Source organism: Chitinophaga filiformis (genome assembly GCF_021646545.1).
GTDB lineage: Bacteria > Bacteroidota > Bacteroidia > Chitinophagales > Chitinophagaceae > Chitinophaga > Chitinophaga filiformis_A.
The window spans coordinates 514775-538076 of sequence record NZ_JAKIRP010000003.1 but is presented as its reverse complement, the minus strand read 5'-3'; the positions used below and the strand labels follow the sequence as shown (position 1 = coordinate 538076).

General features: G+C 48.4%; 4 protein-coding genes. All 4 read left to right on the top strand.

Annotation, left to right across the window (positions count from 1 at the left end; all coding sequences use genetic code 11):
- Positions 1-6 precede the first annotated feature (6 nt).
- From L3C95_RS11745 to L3C95_RS11730, 4 genes are read left to right on the top strand one after another with little or no spacing between them, the layout of a single operon-like run.
- Positions 7-11130 (top strand): non-ribosomal peptide synthetase, encoded by an 11124-nt coding sequence (locus L3C95_RS11745; protein ID WP_236387256.1) that lies wholly within the window; start codon positions 7-9, stop codon positions 11128-11130.
- Positions 11127-14489: an amino acid adenylation domain-containing protein gene (locus L3C95_RS11740; protein WP_236386016.1), complete on the top strand. Its 3363-nt coding sequence runs from the start codon at positions 11127-11129 to the stop codon at positions 14487-14489. Before L3C95_RS11745 ends, L3C95_RS11740 begins: the two co-directional genes overlap by 4 nt.
- Positions 14486-22618: a non-ribosomal peptide synthetase gene (locus tag L3C95_RS11735; protein WP_236386017.1), complete on the top strand. Its 8133-nt coding sequence runs from the start codon at positions 14486-14488 to the stop codon at positions 22616-22618. Before L3C95_RS11740 ends, L3C95_RS11735 begins: the two co-directional genes overlap by 4 nt.
- 20 nt (positions 22619-22638) lie before the next feature.
- On the top strand, positions 22639-23301 hold the full coding sequence (locus tag L3C95_RS11730) for a methyltransferase domain-containing protein (RefSeq protein ID WP_236386018.1): 663 nt from the start codon (positions 22639-22641) through the stop codon (positions 23299-23301).
- Position 23302 lies beyond the last annotated feature (1 nt).

Sequence of the window (23302 nt, the reverse complement as noted above, 5' to 3'; positions counted from 1 at the left end):
GTGTTCATGATACAGGAGCGTTGTAATTCTTTGGTTGATATACTTCAGCAGGCTGCGGAGAGGGCTACCGGCATCACCTTTATTCTGGCTTCAGATAAGGAACGGTATCTGTCGTATGATGATCTGCAAAAGCATGCATTGCACGTGTTGTATAACCTTACGTTGCAGGGAGTAAAACCTGGCGATGAGCTGGTTATGCAGATAGAGGACAATGCGTTTTTTCTGACAGTTTTCTGGGCTTGTCTGTATGGGAAGATCATTCCTGTTCCCATTGCCATGGGCAGTCAGGAAGGCCATAAAGATAAGCTGTTTAACGTGTGGAGTACACTACATCATCCTTTTCTGCTGAGTGAGGATAACTGGGCGGCGCCTGCCCGCAGGTATGCCGAAGAGAAGGGTTGCCTCGCAGCGTGGGAAGAGATGAGTGTACGGCATATATCCATTGAATCGCTGACTGCTGCCGAAGGCAGTGGTACGCTGTTGCCATCAGCACCGGAGGATATAGCCTATATACAGTTTTCTTCCGGTTCAACCTCTCATCCCAAGGGTGTTATGTTAACGCACGGGAACCTGCTGGCCAATATCAGCGATATCTGCGAGCGTTCTGCCACCACTGCTGCTGATAGGGCCTTAAGCTGGTTACCACTAACGCATGATATGGGACTGATATGTTTTCATTTGTCCTGTGTAATTGCCGGCATCAACCAGTATCTGATAGCAACGCCTCTTTTTATCAGGCGGCCACTATTATGGATGGAGAAAGCGCATCAGCACCGGATCACTCAATTGTATTCACCGAATTTCGGGTATCAGTATCTGCTGGCGGCATTATCGGGTATTGACAGGCCTGCCTGGGACCTGGAAGCGGTGAGGATCATCTATAATGGTGCAGAGCCTATTAATAAATCGCTCTGTGAAGACTTCATGCAGGTGATGAGCAGTTTCGGGTTAAGGGCGCATACCATGTTCCCGGGCTATGGACTGGCAGAGGCCTGTGTGGCGGTAACACTTCCCACTCCGGAAGAGCCACTACAGTTTGTTTCACTGGATAGGAACTACCTGCAGACAGGTGATCGTGTCAGGTATGTGCCGGACAGGTTGCACTTTGCCTGTGTAGGTCACCCGATGAGCTCAACCAGCATTGCTATTACGGACGATCAGGGTGAATTGCTGGCAGATGATCATATCGGTAATATATGGATCAGTGGGCACAATGTGACAAGTGGTTATTATAACAATCCGGAAGCAAGCAGCCGGGCCATTGAAAATGGTTGGTTAAAGACGGGGGATCTTGGTTTTATTACTGGAGGAAAGTTATACATAACAGGGAGAGCTAAGAATATTATCATCATTAACGGACAGAATTATTATCCGCAGGATATAGAGCATCATGCACAGATACCGGGTATTAAGCCGGGAGATATCGTTGCGTGTCAGGCATTGCCTGCCGGCAGCGACAAACACGAATTAGTGCTGTTTGTGCATTTCCGCAGATCAGTACAGGAGTTCCATCCACTGGTCATACAGTTGAGGGCACAACTGCTGACTAAACTAGGCATCGTACCGGATAGGATCGTAATGGTGAAAAGTGTGCCCCGTACAACAAGCGGCAAAGTGCAGCATTATCTGTTAGTGCAACAGTTTGAGCGTGGCGATCATGACAGTCAGCAGGAGGCGTTGTCCTTGCTGGATAAAGCGTATTACAAGGTAGACGAAGACACCGTGAGAGCGATCGTACAGGAGGTGTTCAGTGTCTCTGCTGACCCACATGAAGACTTTTTCCGGCATGGATTGAACAGCCTGGAGGCGGTGAGGTTGGTATCCCGGTTAAGGGCAGTTGGGTTTGAGCTGACGGTAAGGGAAGTGTTTGAGCATAACACCATCAGTTCCCTGCAGCGATACCTGTTAGGAAAAGAGCATAGTGAAGCAAATACGATCCCGGTAACAACCCCGCGTTCACTGTACAGACTTTCCGCCGGACAAAGGCGCTTCTGGAATTTTTGTCAGCTGGAAGGAGCGAGTGTAGCTGCTAATATTGCCTGTGGCGGGCATATACAAGGGCCGATTTCAGTTGATGCCTTCACACGGGCGTTTGAACGTATCGTGTCCCGTCATGAATCGCTTCGTACTGTGTTTGTTGTACAGAACGGAGAGGTATATCAGCGGGTGTTGCCGGCAGATGAAGTTGGCTTTAGGGTGAATGTGGTGGATCTGAGCAGTGAAGAAGAACCATTGTTGGCCGCGAAAGCAGCAGCACTGGCACAGGCTTCAACTGAATTTGACCTATATCGTGGCCCTTTATTACGGGTAACACTTTTCAGGTTATCTGCTACCAAATACTACTTCGCATTTGTCATTCACCATCTTATCAGCGATGGTTGGTCTATAGATGTGATCAGCCGGGAGTTGGAGCAGTTATACTTGTCAGGAGATACGGCTAGCTTACCAATGCCACGTATCCAGTATAAAGATTATCTGGATTGGTCAGAAGAACGGGCAACGGAGACGGACAATTGGTCTTCGTTATTAAGTGGCGTATTGCCTGTTACTGATCTGAGTGTATGGGGCGGTCACCGGAATAACGCTCGTAAAGGACACATCGTATATCACTATTTAAATACAGAACTGGTAGCTGGCTTGTCAGGCATCAGCAATGAGGTGACATTATTTACCACCTTATTATCTGCATTCAGCCTATTGCTGCATCGATATACAGGTCAGTCTGAGTTGATGCTGAGCACAGATAGCGCCGGCAGAACACATCCGGACCTGGAAGACCAGGTAGGATATTATTTACAGTTGTTACCCCTGCGTTTTAAGCTGGCAGGCGATAAGAGTTTCCGCGACTACCAGCGGGATGTACATGAACAGTTACTGGATGCATATGCTAACCAGGAGGGCAGTGAACAACTATTATCAGGTTTACAGGAACCTGGCATCTACGATATTTTATTCCTTTATCAGCACTTTAACGGATTCTCTCGTTTAGGTGAACAGCTGAAGATTACAACAGAAGACCTGGACAATGGTAGCAGTTTAAATGCAATGCAGCTGGAATGCTGGCCATCTGCAGAAGGTATAAGCCTGAAGTTGCGTTATGATACTTCCTTATTCAGCGAATGGCAGATGAGCCGTTTACTGGAACATTATAGTTACCTGTGTGCTGCCATAGCAGCTTCACCTGATATGGCGCTGAATAGTTACGATATTGTGTCAGCTACGGAGTGTGAGCGTTTATTATCGTTCAATCCTCAGCCGGCAGGAATAACACAGGTAACGGTTACAAAGTTAATCAGCAGACACCCTGGCACAGCGATAGCTATCAGGGATGGAGAGAGCGCATTGAGTTATGCCGAACTGGAATCAGCTTCTAACCGCCTGGCGCATTACCTGCGTTTAACTTGTGGTGTGGGTGCTGGCAGTATAGTGGGCTTACTGGCAGGCCGTTCTGCAAGTACGGTTATAGCCTTGCTGGGTATATTGAAGTCAGGAGCGGCGTATTTGCCTATAGATACTGATTACCCTGTAGAACGCATCCGTTATATGCTGGAAGACAGTGGTGCTGTGCTGTTGTTAAGTGATAAAATAATACCTGAATTGAATTGCCGCCAGGAATTATTGTCGACCGATTTATCGGGCTATGCTGAAAGTTATCCTGCCTGGGAGATAAACGGTAATGATACCGCGTATGTGATCTATACTTCCGGTTCCACTGGTCAGCCGAAAGGTGTTCAGATCAGTCATGATTCACTGACAGATTACGTGGAGACTTTCAGTGAGTATTTTGGCATAAGTAGTGCAGATGTGGTATTACATCAATCCTCCTTATCGTTTGATACCGCTGTAGAGGAATTATATCCGGTGTTGATGGCAGGCGGTGAGTTAGTGATAGCGCCGGAGGGCGGTAAGGCAGTATCCGCCTTATGTGAGTTGATCCATCGTCATAGCGTGACGTTGTTAAGTACAACGCCACTTGTCGTTGGTGAAATCAATCATGGTGGGTATGATCTATCCAGCCTGAAGATACTGATCAGTGGAGGAGATGAATTAAGGCCGGGTCAGATAGATAAGTTGCCTTTATCATTGAATATTTACAATACCTATGGCCCCTCAGAGAGCACGGTATGTGCCACATATCATAAAATAGAAGATCGCTCAAAGGCAGGCTTGCTGGGTCGTCCGATCCGTAATCGTGCCGTGTATATACTGGATAGTCAGGGGCGCTTGCAGCCGGCAGGAATGAGAGGCGAGATTGTTTTGGGCGGAACAGGCATCAGCAAGGGGTATCTGCATCGGGCTGAATTGAACGGCGAACGATTTATACCGAATCATTATGGCGCTGGTATGTTGTACCGTACCGGAGACCAGGGCTGGTGGACTGCTAATGGGGAGCTGGTATTTGGAGGTCGAGTTGACACACAGTTGAAACTACGCGGCTATCGCGTAGAACCCGGAGAGATAGAATATGTGTTGCAGGGGTATACAGGGATAGAAAGCAGTGTGGTAGTGCCAGTGGAGATAGGAGGCGTATTACAATTGGTGGCTTACTACAGTGGTCAGACAGTTAGTGCAGATACATTAAGATCATATTTATTATCGTTGTTACCCTGGTATATGGTGCCTGCTCACCTGATATGTTTGGAGCAGCTGCCTCGTACGGTGAATGGGAAGATAGACCGTGAAAGGTTGCCCTTACCTACTGTGTTGGAAGTAGCTTTGCCGGAAGGAGAACACGAAGTATTATTGGCAAGTATCTGGGCAGGGGAATTGGGAATAGCAGTGATTCACCGAGGCGATAATTTCTTTGCGCTGGGCGGTCATTCACTATCAGCCGTGAGGGTCTTGTCCCGTCTCTATGAGCAGACGGGTGTACGCCTTGAGTTACGCGATCTGTTCCTTCATCCTGAACTACAGGCCCAGGCATTGTTACTGGGACAGCGAGAACAGACAGGCTATCAGCCGATACCAGTAACGGCAAACCGGTCACATTATAAATTATCAGCCGGACAACGGAGAATATGGTTATCAGAAGCAACAGCTGATGCTAAGACTGCCTTTAACATAGCAAAGTTCTGCAGGTTATCGTATGAACAGGATTTTAACGATCAGGCTTTCATAGATGCATTTTCCTGTATCGTGTCCCGCCATGAATCGCTTCGTACTGTGTTTGTTGTACAGAACGGAGAGGTATATCAGCGGGTGTTACCAGTAGATGAAATTGGCTTTAGGGTGAATGTGGTGGATCTAAGTAGTGAAGAAGAGCCACTGTCGGCCGCGAAAGCAGCAGCACTGATACAAGCTGCAACTGCATTTGACTTGTATCATGGCCCTTTATTACGGGTAACGCTTTTCAGGTTATCTGCTACCGAATACTACTTCGCATTTGTCATTCACCATCTTATCAGCGATGGTTGGTCTATAGATGTGATCAGCCGGGAGTTGGAACAGTTATACTTGTCTGGAGATACGGCTAGCTTACCAATGCCACGTATCCAGTATAAAGATTATTTAGACTGGTCAGAAGAACGGGCAACGCAGACGGACTATTGGTCTTCGTTATTAACTGGCGTATTGCCTGTTACTGATCTGAGCGTATGGGGTGGTCACCGTAATAATGCACGTAAAGGCCACATTGTATATCATCATTTAAATACAGAACTGGTAGCTGGCTTATCTGGCATAAGCAATGAGGTGACATTGTTTACCACCTTATTATCAGCATTCAGCCTATTGCTGCATCGATATACAGGTCAGTCTGAGTTGATGCTGAGCACAGATAGCGCCGGCAGAACAGATCCGGACCTGGAAGGTCAGGTAGGATACTATTTACAGTTATTACCCCTGCGTTTTAAGCTGGCAGGCGATAAGAGTTTCCGCGACTACCAGCGGGATGTACATGAACAGTTACTGGATGCATATGTTCACCAGGAGAGCAGTGAACAAATATTATCAGGGTTACAGGAACCTGGCATTTACGATATTTTATTCCTCTATCAGGATTTTAGTAAAAAGAATAATGAAGGGCTGAAGGTTACAACAGAAGACCTGGACAATGGTAGCAGTTTAAATGCGATGCAGCTGGAATGCTGGCCATCTGCAGAAGGTATAAGTCTAAAGCTGCGTTATGATACTTCTTTATTCAGCGAATGGCAGATGAGCCGTTTGCTGGAACATTATAGTTACCTGTGTGCTGCCATAGCAGCTTCACCTGATATGGCGCTGAATAGTTACGATATTGTGTCAGCTACGGAGCGTGAGCGTTTATTATCGTTCAATCCTCAGCCGGCAGGAATAACACAGGTAACGGTTACAAAGTTGATCAGCAGACACCCTGGCACAGCGATAGCTATCAGGGATGGAGAGAGCGCATTGAGTTATGCCGAACTGGAATCAGCTTCTAACCGCCTGGCGCATTACCTGCGTTTGACATGTGGTGTGGGTGCTGGCAGTATAGTGGGCTTACTGGCGGGCCGTTCTGCAAGTACGGTTATAGCCTTGCTGGGTATATTGAAGTCAGGAGCGGCGTATTTGCCTATAGATACTGATTACCCTGTAGAACGCATCCGTTATATGCTGGAAGACAGTGGTGCTGTGCTGTTGTTAAGTGATAAAACAATACCTGAATTGAATTGCCGTCAGGAATTGTTGTTAACCGATTTATCGGGCTATGCTGAAAGTTATCCTGCCTGGGAGGTGAGTGGAGAAGATACCGCGTATGTGATCTATACTTCTGGTTCCACTGGTCAGCCGAAAGGTGTTCAGATCAGTCATGATTCACTGACAGATTACGTGGAGACTTTCAGTGAGTATTTTGGCATAAGTAGTGCAGATGTGGTATTACATCAATCCTCCTTATCGTTTGATACCGCTGTAGAGGAATTATATCCGGTGTTGATGGCAGGCGGTGCGTTAGTGATAGCGCCGGAGGGCGGTAAGGCAGTATCCGCCTTATGTGAGTTGATCCATCGTCATAGCGTGACGTTGTTAAGTACAACGCCACTTGTCGTTGGTGAAATCAATCATGGTGGGTATGATCTATCCAGCCTGAAGACACTGATCAGTGGAGGAGATGAATTAAGGCCGGGCCAGATAGATAAGTTGCCCTTATCATTGAATATTTACAATACCTATGGTCCTTCAGAGAGCACAGTATGTGCCACATATCATAAAATAGAAGATCGCTCAAAGGCAGGCTTGCTGGGTCGTCCGATCCGTAATCGCGCTGTATATATACTGGATAGCCAGGGGCGTTTGCAGCCGGCAGGAGTGAGAGGCGAGATTGTTTTGGGCGGAACAGGCATCAGCAAGGGGTATCTGCATCGGAATGAATTGAACGCCGAACGATTTATACCGAATCAATATGGCGCTGGTATATTATACCGTACCGGCGACCAGGGCTGGTGGACTGCTGATGGGGAGCTGGTATTTGGCGGTCGAGTTGACACACAGTTGAAACTACGCGGCTATCGCGTAGAACCCGGAGAGATAGAATATGTGTTGCAGGGGTATACAGGGATAGAAAGCAGTGTGGTAGTACCAGTGGAGATAAGAGGCGTATTACAATTGGTGGCTTACTACAGTGGTCAGACAGTTAGTGCAGATACATTAAGATCATATTTATTATCGTTGCTACCCTGGTATATGGTGCCTGCTCACCTGGTATGTTTGGAGCAGCTGCCTCGTACGGTGAATGGGAAGATAGACCGTGAAAGGTTGCCCCTACCTGAGGTGTCGCAAGCCGCCTTGCCGGAGGGAGAACGTGAAGTATTACTGGCGAGTATCTGGGCGGCGGAACTGGGAATAGCAGTGATTCACCGAGGTGATAATTTCTTTTCCCTGGGCGGTCATTCATTGTCGGCAGTGAGGGTATTGTCCCGTGTCTATGAGCAGACAGGTGTACGCCTTGAGTTACGCGATCTGTTCCTTCATCCTGCATTACAAGCCCAGGCATTGTTACTGGCGCAGCGGGAACAGACGGGTTATCAGCCGATACCAGTGGTACCACAACAGGAATACTATACCTTATCGCATGCGCAACAGCGCTTATGGGTGTTGGATCAGTTTAAGGAAGTAGCAGTGGCTTATAACATACACCTCTGTTACCGGTTGAAAGGCAATATAGATATTCCTTTGCTGGAAGCTGCATTCAGATATGTGATCGCGCGTCACGAAAGTCTCCGGACTAGGTTCGTTACCCAACATGGTGTTCCCTTTCAGCAGATTGCAGATATGACATTTCATCTGGCATATGGTGATCTGTCGGCCGTTGCAGACAAAGAACAGCTGGTGCTTAAGGCTGCGGAAGAGGCAGTGATCGCGAGTTTCAACCTGGAAGAAGGTCCTCTTGTACGTGCATGTATCTGGCAATTGGAAGCGGAAGAATATGTATTTGTACTGGTAGTGCACCACATCGTTGCAGATGAGTGGTCCATGGGCATATTGATGGAAGAGCTGCTGGCAGTGTATAATGCTTACCGCGAGGGGAATCAGCCTGGCTTAAACAATCTTGCTATACAGTATAAGGACTATAGTGTCTGGCAGCAAACAGTCTTACAGGAAGAAAGAGCTGCTGCCGCCAGAAAGTACTGGACACAGCTCCTGCATGAGCCCCTGCCCTTGTTGTCTATGCCTACAGACCGTCAGCGGGAACCTGTCATGACTTATAGTGGTGAACGTATTGATGTAGTTATTCCTGCCGGGGCGTTTAAAGCACTCCAGCGTTTAATGAAAGAGGAAAACAGCAGTCTGTTCATGGGCTTGTTGTCGCTGGTATATGTGCTCTTATACCGTTACTCGGGACAAAAAGATATTATAGTAGGAACACCGGTAGCCGGACGGGATCATCCTGCTTTAAAAGACCAGATCGGATTTTACGTCAATCTGTTGGCTTTACGCATGCAACTGGATGCGGCTGCTGGTTTTGCCAGTTTACTGCGAAAGGTGAAAGCGTTGTTGCTGGATGCATATACACATCAGGAATATCCTTTTGACCTTTTACTGAAGGAACTGTCTCTCAGGAGGGATTTAAGCCATTCTCCGCTATTCGATGTGATGATGGTATTGCATGATGGCAGAAAGTCGGTAGGACTGAAAGATATCAACGCTACTGAAATAAAATTGGATACTGGTTTCAGCAAGTTTGACCTGACCTTCTTGTTCACCGAAACGGATGAGGAATTAGCGCTTACATTGGAATATAATACCGCCTTATTTGATAAGGAGCGGATACAGGGACTGGGGAACCATTTTATACAACTGGCAGCAGCATTTGCAGCAGATCCCGATTGCCCGATCAGAGATGCAGCAATGCTGTCAGATGAAGAAAATGCGCAGTTACTGGAAGCGTTCAATGGCCTGGTAGCACCAGTGTCTGAAGAAACGCTGGTGAGCAGGTTTGAAGCTCAGGCGAGGCGTACACCACAAAAAATCGCTTACCTGGATGCGGGCACACAGCTGGACTACAGAACATTGTCCAATCGTTCAACGCAATTAGCCAGGTACCTGGTTACTGCCGGTGAGGTTAAACCAAAGGAACCCGTAGCGCTGATCATGAACAGGAGTGAGTGGCTAATAACCGGCATGCTGGGCGTGTTAAAAGCAGGCGCCGCATACCTGCCGGTCGACGCCAGTCTGCCTGTGGAAAGGATCCGGTATATGCTTGCAGATGCAGGTGTTAAAGTGGCCCTATCTGCAGTGCCATTTAGCTGCGAAGATGTAACCGTATTGCCGGCAGATGTGCGCTGGGAAGAGATTGGACAGCAACAGGATATTGTTATACCCGAAGCAGATGATCTGGCATACGTTATTTATACCTCCGGATCTTCGGGAAGGCCCAAAGGAGTAATGGTGTCTCATTCCAGCATCGTACAGTTGTGTGACTGGCATACGACAGCCTTCCAGGTGAATGCAAATAGCAGGGCGACCCTGTTTGCCGGCGTTAGCTTTGATGCTTCCGGTTGGGAAATATGGCCCTATCTGCTGAATGGAGCAACCTTATACACGATACCGGAAAGCGCCAGATCGGATATGGAATTGCTGGGGAGCTTCCTGGCAACGCATGATATTTCTCACTGTTTCCTCCCAACAGCAGTTTGCAGAACACTGCTGAACAGCGGAGTTGCACTAAATACTGATCTGACACTACTGACTGGAGGGGAAGCCCTGGGGCATATACCCGCACCAGTGTGCAAATTGTATAACAACTATGGTCCTACGGAATCGACAGTAGTAACTACCTCTTTCCGGGTTACCAACGCAACAAAAGGTGCTGTGCCTATCGGAAAGCCGATTGCAGGCAGAAAGGTGTATATACTCGACGAAAACATGCGTTTGCAGCCGGTGGGAGTGAATGGCAGGATATATATAGCAGGAGAGGGACTTGCACTGGGGTACCTCGGATTGCCGGATCTGACGGCAGAGCGCTTCTTAAGCAATCCTTTCCATAGTGGTGTGATGTACGACAGCGGAGATACGGGAAGATGGCTGGCTGATGGGAACATTGAATTCACGGGTCGTGCAGATGAACAGGTGAAGATCAGGGGAAACCGCGTAGAGCCGGCAGAGGCTGCACATCAACTGATGCAGCACGAGCAGATAGAACAGGCAGTTGTATGTGCATTCGGCAACGCCGCCGACGTTTTTCTGGCTGCATACTACGTAGGAAATGATGAGATTCCTCCGCAGACACTGAGAGCCTGGTTGCAGCATCATCTGCCCGAGTACATGATACCTGCCTATTTCATAAGGGTACCTTCCATACCACTTACAGTGAATGGAAAAACAGACAGGGATGCATTACCAGCCCCTGTTCCCGTTACTACCGACTTTACCGCACCGAGGAATGAAACGGAAGAAAAACTGGCTGTTATATGGCAGGATATACTGGGCGTTTCAAGGGTGGGCATAGATGACAATTTCTTCCTGCTCGGAGGACAATCACTGAAGGCAATACAGGTGTTGTCAAGAATACATAAAGAGTTTTCCATAAAACTGGAATTAAGCAGTTTATTCCAGCACCCCATACTCTCAGATTTTCATGATGAAATAGCCGTGCTGATATGGGCGAAGAGCACGCAAACCAATGTAACCACTATTACGAATCCCACAAAAATTGACGAGATACTATTATGAGCATAAGCTTATTGTTAGCCAGGTTGAAGCAATTGCAGGTGAGCCTTCAGTTGAAAGATGGTCAGCTGAGCATTAGTGCCCCTGAGGGGGTACTTACGCCCGAACTTATCCAGGAACTGAAGAAGGAAAAATCTGCCATCACCTCATTCCTGCGTAATCTGCAGGGAGGAAACTACCGGAAGATCAAACCCGTGCCCCAACAGGAGCACTACCAGGTTTCCCATGCGCAGCGCAGACTGTGGCTGATGGACCAGTTTGGAGATACCACTGCCGTATATAACATACCCATGATCTGCAACATTCGCGGTAACCTCGACATAGCGGCAATGGAGAAGGCATTTCAGACGGTAGTACAGCGCCATGAAAGTCTAAGGACCGTATTCCTGTTGTCGGATGGGGAACCGCGTCAGAAAATATTACCTGCTTCAGCCGCCGGTTGTCAGCTGATATATGAAGATCTTCAGGTATTACCTGATCCCTCTAAGGCTGCCTGGGAAAAGATACAACATGTCATATCCACACCTTTCAATCTGCAGGAAGGGCCATTGCTAAGAGTATGCCTGCTGAGGGTAGCTCCGCAGGTATCCCTGTTTGCTTTCTGCATCCATCACATCGTTGCAGATGAATGGTCTATGCAACTGCTGGTGAAAGAAATACTGTCCTTATATGACGCTTATTCCCAGGGGGTAACCATCACACCTGCTGTACTGGAGATCCAGTATAAAGACTATACCGCATGGCAGCTGGAATCATTGCATGAGAGCAGTGGACAGGAGCAGCGAAACTATTGGCTGGAGCATTTGAAAGGCCCCCTGCCGGTACTTGAACTGCCGGCAGATCAGCCTCGTCCACCAGTGCAGACCTACAACGGAGAACGTGTAGTGGCGATGATCCCGGCAGAAAAACAACAATTGTTCGCCCACCTGGTACAGAAACGTACCGCCTCTGTTTTTATGGGATTGGTGGCTATCGTAAAGACCCTATTATATCGTTATACCGGGCAGGAAGATCTTATTGTGGGAACACCGGTGGCGGGAAGAGAGCATCCTGACCTGGAAGACCAGATAGGCTTTTATGTGAATACATTGGTATTACGTACGCAGTTAGATGGAAAGAAAGGATTTAATGAGCTGCTGGATAGCGTGAAGGATATGGCTTTGAAGGCCTATGCCAATCAGCACTATCCTTTCAACCTGCTGGTGGAGGAACTGGGCATGAAAAGGGATATCAGCCGTTCACCCATATTTGATGTCATGGTAGTACTGCAGGATGCTAATGAAAGCATCCCCTTGAAACTTCCTGGTGTAGATGTGCAGGAACTGGATATCCCTCTCTCTGGTAGCAAGTTTGACCTGACATTCTACTTCAAACAGAAACCCGAAGGCTTGCAGATAGAACTTGAATACAACAAAGATGTTTTCAGCCGTGTCAGGATAGAACGGATGGTTACACATCTGGAAGGACTGCTGGTGAGCGCAACAGCATCACCGGACCTGGCCATCAGTGAACTGCCATATATCAACCCGGCAGAATCGCAACTGATATTGGAGCAGTTTAATGATACCTCAGTTGCATTTCCGGCATTTGTGCCGGTACCTGCACTTATTGCAAAGCAGGCTGCATTACACTGGGAGAAGACGGCCGTTATTGCCGGAGGAAGCCGGTTAAGTTATGGTGAGCTGGAAAGAAAGGCAAAGCTGTTAGCTGCTTACCTGCAACAACAACGGAAGCCCGGTGATCAGGCGCCTGTAGGTATATTGCTGGAGCGCACTGAGTGGTTGCCTGTTGCTATACTGGGAGTATTACAATCTGGTGTTGCTTATCTGCCGGTTGACTATAACGCACCGGCAGAACGTATCCGTCAGATACTGACTGCCAGTGGAAGCAGTGTCGTATTGACCAGCGAAGGATTGCAGGCGCTCTTGTCTGGCTATGATGGGCAGGCAGTGATTGTCAGTGATGAAGCGATATACAGTAGTTCAGCAATGCCGCAGTTATTGCAGATAACTCCCGATACACTCGCATATGTTATATATACTTCAGGATCTACAGGACAGCCGAAAGGCGTGATGATCAGTCATGCGGCGCTTTATAACCTGATGCAGGCAATGAGTCACGAAACAGGCATCAGTGCCGCAGACAAATGGCTGGCAGTTACAACGGCCTCCTTTGATATGTCTGTCGTGGAATTGTTGCTGCCCTTAGTGAACGGAAGTCAGCTGGTCATAGCCACAGGTGAAGAAGTGTATTCGACAGATGCATTACAGGTGCTCCTGGATGATGGTATTACGATGATGCAGGCTACTCCGGGTATGTGGCATTTACTTATAGAAAGCGGATGGCAAGGTAACCCGGCGTTAAAGATCATTACCGGCGGCGAGGCACTTGGCATTTCACTGGCGCAACGTTTACTGGACCGTTGCGATACTTTATGGAATATGTATGGCCCGACGGAAACCACCGTTTATGCCACCTGGCATAAGGTACGGCAGGCTGCGGATGCAGTACTGATCGGCAGGGGTATTTCAAACATGAAGGCTTATGTATTGGATGCCAACCGGCAATTGCTTCCGGTTGGTGTACCCGGCAGATTATTCGTCAGCGGGGCCGGAGTGTCGGCGGGCTACCTGGGACAACCGGAACTGACAGCCGGCAGATTTACAGATAATCCCTTCCTGCAGGGAACACTCATGTATGATACCGGCGATATCTGTAGCTGGACGGCCGATGGATATCTCAGGTATTACGGCCGTGGCGACCATCAGCTGAAGATACGCGGATACAGGATAGAACCGGGAGAGATAGAGCATATACTGCTACAGTATGCAGGTGTTAACCATGCTATTGTATGTGCCTTTGAGCGGGAGAACGAGAAATATCTTGCCGCTTATTATACAAGCCAGGACAATGTATCCGAAGAGATCATACAACAGCATTTACGACGCTATCTGCCCGATTACATGGTGCCCGCCTATATTCTTCGCCTGGAGGAATTTCCGCTGACGCCGAATGGAAAGGTGGATCGTAGTCTGCTGCCCGAACCCGAACGTAAACAGGTACAATATGTAGCGCCCAGAAATAAGACAGAACAATTGCTGGCCACTATCTGGGAAGAAGTGCTTGGTGTGGAACGTGTGGGTATTACCGACAACTTCTTTGCATTGGGCGGACATTCCCTCAAGGCCATACTTGTATTGTCCAGGATTCAGAAAGAACTGTCACTGAAACTGGAACTGCGCGACCTGTTTATGTTACCCACCCTGGCAGATCTCTATGCGGAAATAGAAATTATGGAATGGGCCAGGGACAGTCAATATGAAAAATTGAGCACCAATAAAACCGATGAGATCATTTTATGAGCATCCAGCGTTTACTTTCCCGGTTAAAGGAACTAGAAGTTCAACTCAGGCTGAAAGATGATAAGCTCAGTATTACTGCGCCTGATGGCGTACTGACCGCCGACCTGATTGCAGAGATCAGGTCAAATAAAGAGTTGATCACCCGTTTCCTGAAAAATATAGAACATGCTGCTTTCCGGAAGATCCCTCAGGTAGCGGAAAGCCCCTATTATGAATTGTCGCCTGCACAGAAAAGAATGTGGCTGTTGGAACAGAAGGGACAAGGACAGTTAACCTACAACATGTTCAACGTGTATACCCTGGAAGGTCCGCTGAATAAAGCGGCCTTGTCCGGGGCGTTTGCAGCATTGGTTGAACGTCATGAGAGCCTGAGAACACTGTTTGCGGTTGTAGATGGCCTGCCGAAATTGCGTATCATACCTTTTAGTGATTGCGGGTTCGAAGTAACGTGGTCTCAGCCGGAAGACGCGGAGGCTTATGTGCAGGCTGTTGCCAATACTCCATTTGATCTGCTGACAGGGCCGTTATTTAAAGTACATGTGCTGGAGACAGGTGTACAGCAGTTCCTCTTGTTATTGTCCATGCATCATATTATTTCCGATGAGTGGTCAATGCAGGTGATGTTACAGGAATTACTGCTCCTGTATAATGCTTTCGATGCAGATGCGATGCCCGACCTGTCACCCCTGCCTGTTCAGTTTAAAGATTATGCAGCCTGGCAGCTACAACATTTACAGGGAGACAGGATAAATGCACATCGTGATTACTGGCTGGATCATCTAAGCGGTAAATTACCTGTGCTCCAATTGCCCCTGGATAAACCAAGAGCAGATGTATTGACCCACCAGGGGGCACAGTACAATTTCACATTCAGCGAAAATACCGGGCCACAGTTGCAGCAGTATGTGCAGTCGAAAGGTGCAACGCTTTTCATGGGACTGCTGGCATTGGTGAAAGTGTTGCTGTACCGTTATACGGCAGCTGAAGATATTATCATCGGTACTTCTGTGGCAGGCCGTGAGCACCCCGACCTGGAAGGAGTGATTGGTAACTTTCTGAATGCACTGGCATTGAGAACGAGAATAGATGGTACCGCAGGATTTGATCAGCTGCTGGAAAAGGTAAAGGAGACAGCGTTGAATGGGTTTGGTCATGAGATGTATCCCTTTGACCAGCTGGTAGAAGACCTGGGCATCGCACCAGCGCCTAACAGGCATCCCCTGTTTGATGTGGTAGTGATTATGCAGAGCGAACAGCAACGTCAGCGTGCTTTCCCCGCCATGAATGGTATTACGATAGATACCAGGGCGGTAGATCTGCATATCAGTAAGGGGGATCTGCGCTTCCAGTTTGCATACGAAAATGGTGTACTGGAAGGTGGAATTGAATACAATACAGATTTGTTCAATGCTTCGAGGATAGCCGTGATAGCAGCAGACCTTAACCGTCTGCTGTCTTCCATTCTTGCCAATCCAATGTTGCCGCTACAGCAGCACGTTTACCATGATAAAACCATCCCACAGGGAGCGGCAGACTTTGACAAGGTGATGGCGGCTCCGCAGTACCCCGCATTACATGTTGTGCTTAATGATACTGCACGTAGATTTGCCGGGAACATTGCGATATCGTCAGGTAAAGAGCAACTGACCTACAAAGCATTAGATGAGAGAAGCCGGCGGCTGGCACAGTTACTGGCATTGCTGGGTGTTTCTCCGGAGACCCGTGTTGGCGTATTCCTGCCTTCCGGAACCCGGCAGGTTGTTTCTCTGATTGCCTGTTTGCACAGTGGTGGCGTATATATGCCGCTGGATATACAGCAGCCTTTAACCAGGAGTCTGCAGATCCTGAAAGAGCAAGCCCCACAGGTACTTATCACAGGAATGGAGGACCTGGAGCAGGTAAAAGCTATCGGTCAGCAACTGGATACCAGGGTGCCTTATCTGCTGGGATTACCTGGTTTGACATCAACTTTGCTGGAAGACCTGGAACTGGATGATATTTCACTGATAGATAGTTTGGCCGAACAACTACAACTGTATGCTTATAATGGGACAGATTACGTATTAAGCGGGATTACGCTACCAATAGTAGGAGAGGAAACCATCCCCGCATATGCAGGTACCTATATCTTCTTCACATCCGGTTCAACAGGAACACCTAAAGGAATTAAAGGTGATCTTCAGAGTCTGGCGCATTATATACACTGGCATCGGGAAACGTATCAGGTAGGAAGTAAGGACAGCATAAGCCAACTGGCGCCTGCCACATTTGATGCCTCGCTGAAAGACATACTGGTAGCTTTAACAAGTGGCGCTACACTTTGCATTCCTGAGCCGGAAGAACGTTTTCAGATGGCGTTACTGGTGAAATGGCTGGCGGCGGCTAATATTACAATCCTGCAGACTGTTCCTTCCCTGTTCCGGCTGATCACCAAAGAACTGGCAGCTGCTAACAGCCGTTTACAGTCACTCCGCCTGATAGTACTGGCGGGAGAAAGATTGTATGGCCGGGATATTCAGCAATGGCGGGCAGTTAATGGCAATGATGCATTGATGGTGAATATGTATGGTCTTACCGAAACGACGATACTGAAAAGCTACTACCCGCTAACACAATGGGAGGGGGCCGCAGGCGACATCATACCTGTAGGCCAGCCTATCGCCAACACCAGTATAGCTGTTGTCAGGAATAACGTATTGTGCGTAGCCGGCGAAATTGGTGATGTGTATATCAAAAGTCCTTATGTAAGCCTTGGCTATACAGATCCGGCGCTCACAGAAAAATTGTTTGTAAGGAACCCATTAGTGAACGACCGGGTGGAATACGTATGCCGGACAGGTGATGTTGGCCGCTATCGCGAAGATGGTATGCTGGAATTACTGGGTCGTAACGACGAGCAGATAAAACTGCATGGCGTGCGGGTGGAACTGGGTGCAGTGAGCAGCAGCATACTGCAACTGGAAGGTATTACACAAACGGAGCTGATCGTACAGCAGACCGAAGATGGCGGGCAGGTGCTGCTTTGCTATTATACCGGTCAGCAGTGGAAGAGCGAAAACCTGCGGCAGGAACTGGAGCAAGTACTGCCTGCAAGCCATCTGCCGGCATACTATCTGTGGATGGATGCATTTCCGCTGAATATTAATGGTAAAGTAGACCGCAGGAAATTGCCGCAACCGGAGGCATTGTTGTCGGCAGATAAATATAAAGCGCCTTTGCCGGGAATAGAGCAGGATATCAGCTTGCTCTGGAAACGCCTGCTTGGCATAGAGCGTATTGGCCGCGAGGAATCATTTTTCGTGATAGGAGGTTCTTCCCTAAAAGCCATACAACTGATTTCCCTGATCTTTAAAGAAAAGGAAGTACATCTTACTATCAAGGAAATTTTTGATCATCCTACCATAGCAGCGCAGGCAGTGCTGGTAAGCAAAGCGCAGAAAGCATTATACGAGACTATCACTCCGGTGCAGACACAGGAGTACTATGAGCTCTCGCATGCGCAAAAAAGGATCTGGATAGCAGCCCAACAGCAAAATGTCTCATTGTCGTTCAATGGACTGGAGATATACCGCTTGCAGGGTACGTTAGACAAAGCTGCGCTGATAGCAGCGTTCAATGCACTGTTACAACGGCATGAAAGTCTCCGCACTACGTTCGTACTGGTAGACGGATCTCCTAAGCAGCGCATACGTACAGTGGCAGAAAGTGGTTTTGATGTGCAATATGCCGAGCTGGGTGCAGTTCCGCAGGAGATGATCAATGCGATAGCCAGGACGCCTTATAACCTGGCGGAAGGCCCGCTGCTGAGAGTGCAGCTGGTGAAAACCGGTGAACAAACACATACATTGTTGTTTGGCATTCATCATATCATTTCTGATGAATGGTCTATGCAACTGATGTTGAGGGAACTGCTGGTGTATTATAACGCCTACAGTAATAAACACGACATTTCACTGTCTCCCTTAAAAATACAGTACCGCGATTATGCTGCCTGGCATAGCAGGCAGCTTTCGGGTACAGCCGTTCAGACACTACAGCAATACTGGTTGCGAACATTGGAAGGTCCCTTACCACGATTGATATTGCCGATGGATCGTCCACGGCCGGCAATCAGAACTTACGATGGTGCTCAGTATAGTTTTACTATCGACACCGCCAATGCCCGTGCATTCGTTGCTTACCTCGAAAGAGAAGGTGTGACTCCTTTTATGGGATTGCTTGCGCTGGTAAAAGCTTTGCTGTTCAGGTATACGGCAGAGGAAGATATTATTATCGGTACACCGGTAGCGGGTCGTGATCATCCCGACCTTGAAGACCAGATAGGTTATTATCTCAATACCCTGGCCTTACGCACACAGGTGTCAGGTAATATCGATTTCGGCGAGCTGTTACAGCGGGTAAAGAAAACAGCCTTATCAGCTTTTGACCATCAGCTATATCCGTTTGATGCATTGGTGGAAGACCTGGGTGCGGGAACAGACCAGGGCAGAAACCCCTTGTTCGATGTGGTAGTGGTATTGCAGAATATCAGGGTACATGACGGTCCGGAAGCCGCATTGCAGGGACTGAGTGTGGAAAGGGAGCGGGTAGATGTGAAAACGAGTAAAGGTGATCTGCGTTTTCAGTTTGCGCTGGATAATGGCTCACTGGAAGGCAGTATTGAATATAACACAGCATTGTTCGATGAGAAGCGGGTGGCTAATATGGCCGGCGACCTGGATCGGTTGCTGGGGGCAGTAATCGCAAGGCCCGGTTTGCCATTAAAGCAGCATGTATACCATAATCACCTGGTACCCGCTGCAGCAGCAGATTTTGATAAAGTAATGCCGGTGCAGGAATTGCCCACCCTACACACTTCTTTCTCTGCGATCGCCGCACAGTATCCGGCAAAACATGCCATTGAAACACCGGAGGAGAGCATCACCTATGCCAGCCTGGAGGCCGATAGCAACCGCTTGAGACAGGCATTGCATGCACTGGATATAATGCCCGGGCATACGGTGGGTGTACTGCTACCTGCCGGTATACGCCTGGTCACCACTTTACTCGCTTGTTTGAAAGCAGGTGTGGTATATATGCCATTGGATGTGGATCAACCTGTAGGGCGACTAAAAAATATACTCGAGGCACAAGCCCCGCATATACTGATCGTTGGATCAGAGCATATGGAGAAATTCTCTGACATAGGCGTCGCCGTACCCTACCTGCTAGGTGTACCATCTTCTATGGGTTCCCTTGTAAAGGGATTGGAGCTGGATGATATTTCAGCTATTGCAGTAGCCTCGCAGGAGCTGCAGTTGATGCAACTTGAAGGAGGAAGCTACTGGCCTGCCGACATTCCTGCAGTGGAGGATAGTCCGCTGCCAGTTGCCGGTAACAATGCAGCCTACATTTTTTATACATCCGGTTCAACAGGTGCGCCTAAGGGTATTATCGGCCGGAGCCAGAGCCTTGCCCATTATATTCACTGGCACCGGGAGCACTACGTCGTTGATGCCGCTGACCGTATCAGTCAGCTGGCGCCTGTTACATTCGATGCCTCACTGAAAGATATACTGGTAGCATTAACAGCTGGAGCCACACTTTGTATGCCTTCAGCGGAAGACCGTTACAGGCCACATCAGCTGGGCCGGTGGTTGTCAGATGCAGGCATTACCATCCTGCAAACAGTACCTTCCTTATTCAGACTTATTACAAAGAGTCTCTTACAGGAGCAGCGCAATATACCTTCCCTAAGGCAGATCGTACTTGCAGGAGAGAAATTGTATGGACGTGATATCAGTCAGTGGAGAAAGATCAATACAACTGCCCGTATCGCTAATATGTATGGTCTGACAGAAACAACTATTCTGAAATGTTATTACGAAGTCCCTGATGGAGAACATGAAGCAGGTTCTGTGATCCCGGCAGGCACTCCTATCAGCCATACCAGCGTCGCTGTCATCAGCAATGATGTTTTATGTGTAGAAGGGGAGATAGGAGAGGTGTATATCAAAAGCCCGTACATGACGCAGGGGTATACAGATGCTTCTCTGACCGCACAACTCTTTGTACAGAATCCATTGGTGAAGGACCGGGAAGAACTTGTTTGCCGGACCGGTGACCTGGGACGTTTCCATAAGGACGGCACACTGGAATTGCTGGGACGCCGTGACGAGCAGATTAAATTACATGGGGTACGTATAGAGCTTGCGGGTATCCGCAGCAGCCTGCTCAGGCTTAGTGGTATTACACAGGTAGAGCTGATACTGCATGAACAGGAAGACGAACAGACCCTGTTATGCTATTATAGCGGTCAACACCGGGACAGCGGGGAACTCCGGCAGCAGTTGGCGAATGAACTACCTGCCAGTCACCTGCCCGGATATTACATATGGATGGAAAGCTTCCCGCTCAACCTTAACGGGAAGGTAGACCGTAAGAAGTTGCCCCGGCCGGAAGAGATCATGGAGGGAGAGCAATACGAAGCTCCTCAGAACGGCACGGAGCAGCAGCTGCTCGGTATATGGCAGCGACTCTTGGGAGTGTCCCGTATTGGAAGGAATACTTCCTTCTTTGTGGCAGGAGGTTCTTCGCTGAAGGCAATACAGCTTATTTCCCGCATTTATAAGGAGCTGGATGTACAGCTCACCATCGGTGATGCATTTAATCACCCGACCATCGCTGCACAGGCAGCATTGCTGGACAGTGCAAAGAAGGCCGGATATCAGGAGATCAGAAAAACGCAGGAAAGTGCCTTTTATCCCCTTTCTCATGCGCAGCGAAGGTTATGGGTGGTTTGTCAGCGTTTATGCGAAATACAGCCTTTTAATGGCCTTGAAGTGTATTATCTGGAAGGTGACCTGCAACCGGAGGTATTGTCAAAGGCATTTGGGCTCCTCCTGGAAAGACATGAAAGTCTGAGAACGGTGTTCGTACTGGTAGATGGCGAACCGCAGCAAGGTGTTCGTCCGGTTGATAGCACAGGCTTCAGCATGATCTATGAAGACCTCTCTGCCGACCCTGCACAACAGGAAAAGATCGCGCAACGCAAACTGGCGATTGCAGGTACGCCTTATGAACTGGATAAGGGCCCCCTGTTAAGGATACAACTGATAAAGACCGGACCGGCATCATATACCTTGCTCTTTGGTATCCATCATATCATCTCGGATGAATGGTCTATGCAGATCATGTTGCGGGAACTGCAGTTGCTGTACAATGCAGCGCTGAAAGGAACAGCTGCAGTACTTCCCCCCTTAAGGATACAGTACAGGGATTATGCACGCTGGCAACTGGCATCAGCAAACGATAGCCTGTTCACAGCACACCGGGAATACTGGTTGTCCAGACTGGGAGGCGAGCTGCCCCGCTTATCCCTGACTTCCGGTCGCCAGCGGCCGGCCGTTCAGACTTACAATGGACAGCATTTCCATTTCAGCATAGATGCATCTCTTGCGGATGGGTTCAGGCAATTGCTGAACAACAGTAACTGTACTTTGTTCATGGGATTGGTAACATTGGTGAAGACGTTACTGTACCGTTACACCGGACAGGAAGACATTATCATTGGCACGCCTGTAGCAGGCAGAGAGCATCCGGACCTGGAGAACCAGGTAGGATATTACCTCAACACAATTGCGCTACGCACAAAGCTAAGTGGAGAAGAAACCTTCAGCAGTTACCTGGAGCAGGTAAAGAAGATTGCCCTGGAAGGATATGCACACCAGGAATATCCGTTTGATCACCTGGTGGAAGAACTGGGTGCAGGTACGGATATCTCCCGCAATCCCGTTTTTGATGTCACTGTGATATTGCAAAACGTACAGGTGAATAAGGGACAGGATACCGTTATGGAAGGAGTGACCATACAGGCGGAATTGCCGGAGCTGCATATCAGCAAGGGAGATCTCCGTTTCCAGTTTATAGAGAGTGAAGGTGGTATAGCCGGCAATATTGAATATAATACCGATTTGTTTGATGCCTCACGTATAGAACAGATGTTCGTGGACCTGAAAGCATTGTTGACCAATGTCGTTGCTGATCCCGGTATATTACTCCGCCGGATCAGCTATATGGAAGATACCCAGGCGGCCCGTCTTGAGAAGCAACAAATTCATTTCATGTCTGACATTGATGAATCTTATTAACAACCCAAAAAGAAACCCTGATGATCGACGCTTTAATTCCGGAGAAATATATGGTTGAATGGAGCGGATGGCCGCTCACTGACAACCGGTTTGGTGAAGAATTTGATCGGGACGCCCGGATAAGAATGGTAATGGGTGGCAGGAGACTGATCCCCTATTTGCTGAAGAACAGGAGACAGCTGAAAGGTGATATCCTGGAGATTGGTCCGTTTTTCACTCCGCTGTTATACTCCCCTGAATTAAGGGAAGTGCTGCCAGCGTCAGCAAGTATCACTTTCCTGGAAAACGACAGGGATGCCTTACAATGGCTCCGGGACCAGGGCGCTTGCCGTTTACTCAATCTTGATATGAATGCAGTGTCCTTTGCGGAGGATCTGCAACAGCAGTTGGCTGGTGAGGTATTCGATAATATCATTATTTCCCAGGTACTGAACTATGTAGACTATAAGAGTCTGCTTGCAGAGTTGTTTACACTGGTCAAATCCGGCGGGCATCTTTTTATTAATAATGTTTGTGACTATGGCCTGCCCATACTTTTTTCAGGAAAGCGGCCTTCCGATAATGAATCTGTGATAGCAGCATCGCTGGCCGCAGGATTTAGCATAAAAGAACAACGTGTTATCCCGAAATATTTCAGAAAAGAGCCGGCTGACAGGCTGATACTCGTTCTGCAGCGCCCCTGAA

Excerpts from the sequence above, each read along its gene's own strand:
- L3C95_RS11735 (WP_236386017.1), top strand. The coding sequence starts at position 14,486 with ATGAGCATCCAGCGTTTACTTTCCCGGTTAAAGGAACTAGAAGTTCAA.
- L3C95_RS11730 (WP_236386018.1), top strand. The coding sequence starts at position 22,639 with ATGATCGACGCTTTAATTCCGGAGAAATATATGGTTGAATGGAGCGGA.
- L3C95_RS11745 (WP_236387256.1), top strand. The coding sequence starts at position 7 with ATGATACAGGAGCGTTGTAATTCTTTGGTTGATATACTTCAGCAGGCT.
- L3C95_RS11740 (WP_236386016.1), top strand. The coding sequence starts at position 11,127 with ATGAGCATAAGCTTATTGTTAGCCAGGTTGAAGCAATTGCAGGTGAGC.